Source organism: Stenotrophomonas sp. AGC87 (assembly GCF_057333975.1).
This window is the reverse complement of sequence record NZ_JBHFHW010000010.1, coordinates 254,143-263,144: the sequence shown is the minus strand read 5'-3', so window position 1 is coordinate 263,144 and position 9,002 is coordinate 254,143. Positions and strand designations below refer to the sequence as shown.

Sequence of the window (9,002 nt, the reverse complement as noted above, 5' to 3'; positions counted from 1 at the left end):
CGGGACGTGTCCTCGCCCCGCCCCGAGGCCATCGCCGCGCCCGCACCGCCAGCACCGCCCGCCCCGGCACCGGTGCAGGCCCCGGCGCCAATGAGGTCGGCCCCGGCACCGGAGGCGGCATCGGCGTATGCCATGGACACAAGCGAACCGGCGCTGGACAGCGTCGTGGTGACCGGTTCGACGATCGAGCGCTCTGCGCCGCATAACGCATTCAAAAGCGCAGCGCCAGCCAAACCGGCGCCCAGCGCTCCCGGCGTGATGCGCCGCGCCGCCGCGCCGATGGCGGCACCCGCCTCGGCAGACGACGCCGTGCGCGCGTTGCAGCAGGCGGTCGCTGCCGATGCCAGCCTGCCGCGCAAGCAATGGCTCAAGCGCATCCGCGAGCGACGCGATGCCGGCGATGTGGATACCGCACGCGCCAGCCTGGAGCGCTACCTGCAGCAATACCCGGAAGTGCGCATCCCGCGCGACCTTCGCCAGCTGCTCGAGAACTGACGCGGCGCGTACGGTGATCAGGCATCCCCACTAGAATGGTGGGAATGCCCGATACGCTCGCCACCCCCGTCAGCCACAGCCTGGAGATCAAGCACAGCCGCTTCATCGCCCATGCCGCGCCGATCCAGCACGCGACCGCTGCGTTGCAGTTCCTGCAGCAGGTGGCCGTGGCGGATGCCACCCACAACTGCTGGGCTTACCGCTACGGCAACGACTACCGCTCCAGCGACGATGGCGAGCCGTCCGGCACCGCCGGGCGCCCGATCCTGGCCGCCATTGATGGCCAAGGCTTCGATCGGGTGATGGTGGTGGTGACACGCTGGTACGGCGGAATCAAGCTCGGTGCCGGCGGCTTGGTCCGCGCCTATGGCGGCACCGCCGCCGAGTGCCTGCGGGTGGCACCGCGGCTGCCGCTGATCGCCATGGCCGAGCTGGAGGTGCAGGCCGGCTTCGAGGATCTGGGCCCGCTGCATGCCGCGCTGGGCGCCCATCTGGCGGAAAAGGTAGACGAAGCATTCACCGCCGACGGCGTGAACCTGCACCTGCGCTTGCCGGCCGATCAGGTCGAGCCGTTGAAAAACCGCCTCCGCGACGCCACTCGTGATCGTGTCCGTATTGAATCCCGCATCGAACCAGGCCCATCGAATGACTGACGCACCCGTTCCGAACGACACGCCGATGCGCCGATTGGGCAGCTTGAACACCTTGTGGCCGTTCGTGCGCCGGCACGTCGGTCTGTTCAGTGCCTGGCTGGTGGCCTTGGCGGTGTCCTCGGTGGCCACCCTGAGCCTGCCGGTCGCAGTGCGCCAGATGATCGACCACGGCTTCACCAGTGGCGGCCAGATCAACAAGGCCTTCGCCCTGCTGTTCCTGGTCGCGGTGGTGCTGGCCCTGGCCACCGCCGCGCGCTTCTTCTTCGTCTCGCTGCTGGGCGAAAAGGTGGTCGCCGATCTGCGCAGCCGCCTCTACGCCCATCTGATCACGCTGGGTGCCGGCTTCCACGACCGCAGCCGCAGCGGCGAGCTGGTCTCGCGCCTGACCGCCGACAGCGAACTGCTGCGCAGCGTGATCGGCTCGACCATGTCGGTGGCCCTGCGCAGCAGCGTGACCGTGGTCGGCAGCCTGGTGATGCTGTTCGTGACCAGCCCGCACCTGGCGGCGTGGTCGCTGGTCGGCATTCCGCTGGCGGTATTGCCGATCATCATCGGCGCCCGCCGCCTGCGCAACATCGCGCGCGCCAGCCAGGACCGCATCGCCGATGCCAACAGCCTGGCCTCGGAAACACTGGGCGCGGTACGTACCGTGCAGGCCCATGCGCGTGAGCCGTATGAACGCGGCCGCTTCAATGCGGCGCTGGGCGATGCGATCGGTGCCGCGCGCCGCCGCATCCGCGCCCAGTCGATCGTCACCGCCAGCGCCATCGTGCTGGTGTTCGGCGCCATCGTCGGCGTGCTGTGGCTGGGCGCGCACGAGGTGATCGACGGCAACATGAGTGCCGGTACGCTGGGCCAGTTCGTGCTGTATGCGCTGATCGGTGGCGGCTCGGTCGGCGCGCTGGCCGAGGTCTGGAACGAACTGCAGCGGGCGTCGGGCGGCATGGGCCGCATCGCCGAGCTGCTGCAGGAAGACGTGGAGATCACCGCCCCGGCCCATCCCACCCCGTTGCCGCAGCCACTGCGCGGCGAGATCCGTTTCGAGGATGTGGTGTTCCACTACCCGCAGCGCCCGGATACCGCCGCGCTGGATCATGTGGACCTGCACGTGCGGCCGGGTGAAACGGTCGCGCTGGTCGGCCCGTCCGGCGCCGGCAAGAGCACCATCCTGTCGATGCTGCTGCGCTTCCATGATCCTGCGGCCGGCCGCATCCTGGTCGATGGCGTGGACCTGCGCGAGGTGGATCCGGCGCAGCTGCGCGAACAGCTGGCGCTGGTGCCGCAGCAGCCGACCCTGTTCGCCAGCAGTGCGTTCGAGAACATCCGCTATGGCCGCCTGGAGGCGACCGATGAGGAGGTGCAGCGCGCGGCCGAAGCCGCCGAGGCCGATGAATTCCTGCAGGCCCTGCCCGAAGGCTATGCCAGCGAGCTGGGCGAGCGTGGTGCGCGCCTGTCGGGCGGCCAGCAGCAGCGCATCGCCATCGCCCGCGCCCTGCTCAAGAACGCGCCGATCCTGCTGCTCGATGAAGCCACCAGTGCACTGGATGCACAAAGCGAGCGCGCGGTGCAGCAGGCGCTGGAGCGGTTGATGGCCGGCCGCACCACGCTGGTGATCGCGCACCGCTTGGCCACCGTGCTCAAGGCCGACCGCATCGTTGTGATGGACCACGGCCGCATCGTCGCCCAGGGCACGCATGCCGAGCTGCTGGCCGAAGGCGGTCTCTACGCCGAACTGGCGCGCCTGCAATTCATCGATTGATGACGGGCCGGTAACACCGGCCATCGCATCCTGCAGCCCTCACTGGATGCGCTGCAGGAGGTGTTTCATGTCGTTCCGACAGTTCCCCGCCACCGACGCCAATGGCGACGATTACGTCATCATCGAGTTCAAGGATGAGCAGGCTGATGCCAGTGCAGGCACCGGCCAGAGTGCGCGCTATGAGCTGGCCGATGGCCGCCATCTGATTCGCGACGGCCGCGAGTTCCGCACGGCAGGCGGCGAGCTGACCCTCGTCACCTGAGGCGTTGAAAAAAAGTTACGCGGATGTTGGTCAATTTTTGACCAAGCATCTTGACAGCCTTTTACCTCAAGGCGCGTACGCACTTATCCACATGTTTGTGCGCAGATCATCCACACCCCCTGTGGATGAATGCTGCAGCGCACCGTGTCAGCGCACCAGCACGCGGCCGATACCGGAGGCATCGATCTCGATGGCCGCCGCCTGCAGCGCGAGAGCATCGCTGCCTGCCACGAAGCCCACCCGGAAGTGCACCTCACCGGCCGGCGTACGCGAGGAATGGATCGAGGCCAGGCTGACCCGGTGCCGCTCGAACACGTGCAGCAACTCGCGCAACGAGCCGGGCCGGTCCTCGGGCAGGTGCACACTGATCGCGTTGCGTTCGGTGAGATCGGCCAGCAGGTAGCCGACCCGCTCGAAGGTGTAATTGCCGTCAGCCAGCACCTCCGCCCCGAGGCTGTCACGGTTGTCCAGCAGCAACTGCTGGCGGAACGCCGCGCGCGCGGCGTCATCGCCCTGCTCCAGCTGCGATCGCAACTGCTGCAACTGGGCCAGCAGGCGATCCAGCATCGGTGCCACGTGCGGGTTGCCGAACTGGATGTCTTCGTAGATCGCCGGATTCAGCGAGAGGATGCGCGCCATGATCGCGGTATCCAGCTCGAACGAGGCCGAGCGATACGGCATCAAGGCCGGCAAGGCACCCAGGAGCGGCGCGTATTCGCGCAGCACACCGGCCTGGGCCAGATGCGTGGCATGCACCATCGCCTGCACCAGCGCCATGACCTGGTCGTGATGCTCGGGCGTGGCGCGTACGCACTCCGCTTCCAGTGCCTCGCACAGCTGCTGCACGAACGGCTGCCACCGCGACAGGCGCGCCTCGCAGACTACCATCACCCTGCCCTTCAGCGTCGGCGCCTTGGGCGGGGCCGTCATCGGATGCAGGCCCACCACCTCGGCCTGTGAGGCAAGCATCGCCTCGACCGGCGCCGATTTCACCGAGGTGACATCCAGCCACAGGCGACCGGCTTCACGACCGGCCGAGCGGGCCACGTAGTCGGCGATCAGCGCGGGCGTGTGCCGGATCGGTGCCGAGAAGATCAGCACCTGTGCGCGCTCGAGCAGCGTCTCCGGGCTGTCCGACTGCGCATCGGCTGGATCGTGGCCGATCACCTCCAGCCCAAGGCGTTGTTCCAGGAACCGGCGCAGCCAGCGCCCGTAGGCACCGTCGCTGCCGACGATGCCCACCACCGGTGTCAGACTCACGCCAGGCGCTCGGCGACGAAACGATCCGGCAGCGCCAACGCTGCCGGCGCCGCGGCCAGTACATCGAACTCTTCGTGGCCGTTGGCCAACGTGGTCTCCAGCGCGACATGCACGCCGGCGATGGCACGCGAGATCGCCTGTTCGAAGGTTTCCCCCCGCAGCAGGAAGGCGACCAGCAGCGACATCAGCACATCGCCCGTGCCCGCCACGTCCACCGGCAGGTGCGGCGAGGACCAGCGCCAGATCGCGTCGCGGCTGACCGCCAGCGTGACCAGCTGGCCCGGATCGCCACCGACGCTGTGCGCCAGCACCCACTCCGGCCCACGCGCCAGCAGCGCCTGCGAGGCGGCGATCGCATCGTCCTGGGCCAGGCTCGGCATGCCGGTCAGGCGGCCGAGTTCAAAGGCATTCGGCGTGACCAGCCACGCATGCGGCAGCAGACGTTCGGCGAAGACTTTTTCCAGGCCCGGCTCGACATAAGGGCCGGTGTGGGTGTCGCCGATGACCGGGTCCAGGCAGTAGCGCAGCTGCGGCGAGGACGGCAGTACCGCATCGAGCCAGTCGGCGAAGGCCGCACCGTTGCCGACGCTGCCGAAGTAGCCGGAGACCAGCATCTTCGCCCGCTGCGGCAGGCCGCGCTCACCGGCGCCGAGCAGCAGATCGGCGAACCAGTCCGAGGGCAGCACGCGGCCGCGCGTGGTCTCATAAAACGGCGCGTTGCTGAGCAGCGTGGTGGGAATTTCGGCCACGCGCACGCCGAGCGCGCGCAGCGGCGGCACGGCGGCACTGTTGCCGGCATAGCCGTACACCAGCTGGGACTGGACCGAGATGACGTCGACCGGCGACGGACCGTCCGGGCGCTGGCGGCGGCCGTGGACCAAGTGGCTTTCGAGGGATTCGTTCATGCCGACATTTTACGCCCGGTGCCACCCGGTAGAGCCACCCCATGGGTGGCTGTCGATCCACGGTAGGGCCACCCCATGGGTGGCTGTCGATCCACGGTAGAGCCACCCCATGGGTGGCTGTCGGTCCACGGTAGAGCCACCCCATGGGTGGCTGTCGATCCACCGAGCACCCCGCGCAGCCACCCATGGGGTGGCTCTACACCGCCGTCCGCGCGCACAAAAAAGCCCCCTGTCGCCAGGGGGCCTTCGATAGTTCACAGGAACCCGTGACGCTTACGACGTCATCCGATCCCAGAAGCCCTTCACGCCATCGATGAAGGTCGCCGACTTCGGCGAATGCTTGCGCGCTTCCTCACCGGTGAAGGTGGTTTCGAACTGTTCCAGCAGCTTGCGCTGCTCGGGGGTCAGATTGACCGGGGTCTCCACCACCACGCGGCAGTACAGGTCGCCTTCGCTGCGGCTGCGCACCGAGCGCACGCCCTTGCCACGCATGCGGAACAGCTTGCCGGTCTGGGTCTCGGCCGGGATGCGGATTTCCGCATAGCCGCCGAGGGTCGCCACGCGTACGGTATCGCCCAGCGCGGCCTGCGAGATCCGGATCGGCACTTCGCAGTGCAGGTCGTCGCCATCGCGCTGGAAGATCGCGTGCTCGCGCACCCGCACTTCCACGTACAGATCGCCCGCCGGGGTGCCGGCCGGACCGGCCTCGCCTTCACCGGACAGACGGATGCGGTCGCCGGTGTCGACGCCCGCGGGCACCTTGACCGACAACACTTTGTCTTCCTCGACACGGCCATTGCCGTGACAGGTCTTGCAGGGGTTCTGGATGATCTGGCCACGGCCGTTGCAGTGGTGGCAGGCCTGTTGCATCGCGAAGATGCCGCGCTGGATGCGCACCTGGCCCTGGCCACGGCAGACCGAGCAGGTCTCGACCTTGCCATCTTCCGAGCCGCTGGCGTTGCAGTCATCACACTCGACCAGACTCGGAATCTCGATGCGGCGCTCCACGCCCATCACCGCTTCTTCCAGGTCCAGCTCCATCACGTAGCCGATGTCGGCACCGCGACGGGCCTGGCGCGGACCACCACCACCGGCGCCACCGCCGAAGATGTTGCCGAAGATGTCACCGAAGATATCGCCCATGTCCGGGCCACCCGGACCACCGCCACCGCCGCCCATGCCGTGCTCGAACGCCGCATGGCCGTGGGCATCGTACATCCGGCGCTTGTTGCCGTCGGACAGGGTTTCGTAGGCTTCCTTGCATTCCTTGAAAGCGGCCTCGGCCTCGTTGTCACCGGGATTGCGGTCCGGATGGAACTTCATCGCGCAACGGCGATAGGCCTTCTTCAGTTCTTCATCGCTGGCGGTGCGGGACACGCTCAGCACTTCGTAGTAATCGCGCTTGCTCATAACTTGAATCGGGTTCCGGAAGTCGGGATTCGTCAAAGCGGAAGAGCGGCACCAGGTCCGCTCTTTCGCCGGGCGCCCCGACAGGCCGGGATACGGCTGTCAGGACCAGAAGGGGGATATGACAACGGGACGTTGCCTGCGCAACGTCCCGTGTCGAGTCCGGATCAGGACTTCTTGTCGTCCTTGACTTCGGTGAACTCGGCGTCGACCACATCGTCGTGCGCGCCGCTGTTGCCACCGGCATCCGGGCCCGGTGCCGCGCCGCCCTGCTCGGCCGCCGCGGAGGCCGCGAACAGTGCCTGGCCGGCTTCTTCCAGCACCTTCGACTTGGCTTCGATCTGTGCCTTGTCGTCGCTCTTCATCGCGGTTTCCAGATCGGCCAGGGCCGACTCCACCTTGCCGATCACATCGCCACCGACCTTGCTGCCGTGCTCGGTGATCGCGGTACGGGTACCGTGGATCAGCGCGTCAGCCTGGTTGCGGGCCTGGACCAGCTCATGGAACTTCTTGTCTTCTTCGCGGTTGGCTTCCGCGTCGGCGACCATGCGTGCGATCTCGTCCTCGGACAGACCCGAACCGGCCTTGATCTCGACCTTCTGTTCCTTGTTGGTCTTCTTGTCCTTGGCCGACACGTGCAGGATGCCGTTGGCGTCGATGTCGAAGGACACTTCCACCTGCGGCAGGCCGCGCGGCGACGGCTCGATGCCGGAGAGGTCGAACTTGGCCAGCGACTTGTTGAAGCGGGCCTGCTCGCGCTCACCCTGCAGCACGTGCACGGTCACGGCCGACTGGTTGTCCTCGGCGGTGGAAAACACCTGCGAGGCCTTGGTCGGGATGGTGGTGTTCTTCTCGATGATCTTGGTGAACACGCCACCCAGGGTCTCGATGCCCAGCGACAGCGGGGTCACGTCCAGCAGCAGCACGTCCTTGACGTCGCCGCCCAGCACGCCGCCCTGGATCGCAGCACCCAGTGCCACGGCTTCGTCCGGGTTGACGTCCTTGCGCGGTTCCTTGCCGAAGAACTCGGTCACGGCCTGCTGCACCTTCGGCATGCGGGTCTGACCGCCGACCAGGATCACTTCACCGATGTCGCTCGAACGCAGGCCGGCATCATTCAGCGCGATGCGGCACGGCTCGATCGACTTCTTGATCAGGTCTTCCACCAGCGCTTCCAGCTTGGCGCGGGTCAGCTTGATGTTCAGGTGCTTCGGGCCCGACGCGTCAGCGGTGACGTACGGCAGGTTCACTTCGGTCTGCTGGCTGGTGGACAGCTCGATCTTGGCGCGCTCGGCGGCGTCCTTCAGGCGCTGCAGGGCAAGCGGATCCTTGCGCAGGTCGATGCCCTGGTCCTTGTTGAACTCGTCGACGAGGTATTCGATGACGCGGTTGTCGAAATCTTCGCCGCCCAGGAAGGTGTCACCGTTGGTGGCCAGCACTTCGAACTGCTTCTCACCGTCGACGTTGGCGATCTCGATGATCGAGACGTCGAAGGTGCCGCCGCCCAGATCGTACACAACGATCTTGCGGTCACGGCCGTCACCCTTGTCCAGGCCATAGGCCAGGGCAGCAGCGGTCGGCTCGTTGATGATGCGCTTGACTTCCAGACCGGCGATGCGGCCTGCGTCCTTGGTGGCCTGGCGCTGGCTGTCATTGAAGTAAGCCGGCACGGTGATCACGGCCTCGGTGACGGTCTCACCCAGGAACGCTTCGGCGGTCTTCTTCATCTTCTCCAGCACGCGGGCGGAGATTTCCTGCGGGGCCATCTTCTTGCCGTCGCTGGTCTGGACCCAGGCGTCGCCGTTGTCATGGGCCAGGATGCCGTAGGGCACGTGCGCGATGTCCTTCTGGACTTCAGCGTCGGTGAACTTGCGGCCGATCAGGCGCTTGACAGCGTAGAAGGTGTTCTTCGGGTTGGTCACCGCCTGGCGCTTGGCCGAGGCGCCGACCAGGACTTCGCCGTCCTTGGTGTAGGCGACGATGGAGGGCGTGGTGCGATCGCCTTCCGAATTTTCGATGACGCGGGCCTTGCCGCCGTCCATGATCGCCACACACGAGTTGGTGGTGCCGAGGTCGATACCAATGATCTTGCCCATGAGGGAGACTCCTGAAAGTTCTGGGTACATCCGGCAGCTGCCGGGTTATGAATGGGATGTGTGGGACGCTGCGGACACTTTCAAGCCGTCCATCAAACACAGTGTTCGATGGCGACCCAACGCGTTCAGCGTCCGGCCGAGCCGCCGGGCCTGGCCCGGCGGCCC

The 9,002-nt window shown here is 66.9% G+C and carries 8 protein-coding genes; 4 read left to right on the top strand and 4 right to left on the bottom strand.

Annotated features, from left to right (window positions below):
- Window positions 1-132 precede the first annotated feature (132 nt).
- The 4 genes from ACE026_RS05635 to ACE026_RS05620 all read left to right on the top strand — a co-directional run bounded on the left by ACE026_RS05635 (window position 133) and on the right by ACE026_RS05620 (window position 3,169).
- Entirely contained in the window at window positions 133-495 is a 363-nt protein-coding gene (locus ACE026_RS05635; protein ID WP_486038284.1) for a hypothetical protein, read from the top strand.
- A gap of 44 nt (window positions 496-539) precedes the next feature.
- Window positions 540-1,148, top strand: a complete 609-nt coding sequence (locus tag ACE026_RS05630) for an IMPACT family protein (protein WP_486038283.1) — start codon at window positions 540-542, stop codon at window positions 1,146-1,148.
- Window positions 1,141-2,907, top strand: a complete 1,767-nt coding sequence (locus ACE026_RS05625) for an ABC transporter transmembrane domain-containing protein (RefSeq protein WP_259260396.1) — start codon at window positions 1,141-1,143, stop codon at window positions 2,905-2,907. Before ACE026_RS05630 ends, ACE026_RS05625 begins: the two co-directional genes overlap by 8 nt.
- A 67-nt stretch (window positions 2,908-2,974) precedes the next feature.
- Window positions 2,975-3,169: a hypothetical protein gene (locus tag ACE026_RS05620; RefSeq protein ID WP_486038282.1), complete on the top strand. Its 195-nt coding sequence runs from the start codon at window positions 2,975-2,977 to the stop codon at window positions 3,167-3,169.
- Between the two features lie 147 nt (window positions 3,170-3,316).
- Here ACE026_RS05620 and ACE026_RS05615 read toward each other — a convergent pair whose 3' ends face one another.
- The 4 genes from ACE026_RS05615 to dnaK all read right to left on the bottom strand — a co-directional run bounded on the left by ACE026_RS05615 (window position 3,317) and on the right by dnaK (window position 8,837).
- Window positions 3,317-4,429, bottom strand: coding sequence for a prephenate dehydrogenase (locus ACE026_RS05615; protein WP_486038281.1), 1,113 nt, complete (start codon window positions 4,427-4,429; stop codon window positions 3,317-3,319).
- Entirely contained in the window at window positions 4,426-5,334 is a 909-nt protein-coding gene (pdxY, locus tag ACE026_RS05610; protein ID WP_486038280.1) for a pyridoxal kinase, read from the bottom strand. Before pdxY ends, ACE026_RS05615 begins: the two co-directional genes overlap by 4 nt.
- Window positions 5,335-5,607: 273 nt before the next feature.
- Window positions 5,608-6,744 (bottom strand): molecular chaperone DnaJ, encoded by a 1,137-nt coding sequence (dnaJ, locus tag ACE026_RS05605; RefSeq protein ID WP_121042065.1) that lies wholly within the window; start codon window positions 6,742-6,744, stop codon window positions 5,608-5,610.
- 164 nt (window positions 6,745-6,908) lie between these two features.
- Window positions 6,909-8,837 carry a molecular chaperone DnaK gene (gene dnaK / locus ACE026_RS05600; RefSeq protein WP_259260393.1) on the bottom strand — a complete coding sequence of 643 codons (1,929 nt, stop codon included), beginning with the start codon at window positions 8,835-8,837 and terminating at the stop codon, window positions 6,909-6,911.
- Window positions 8,838-9,002 lie beyond the last annotated feature (165 nt).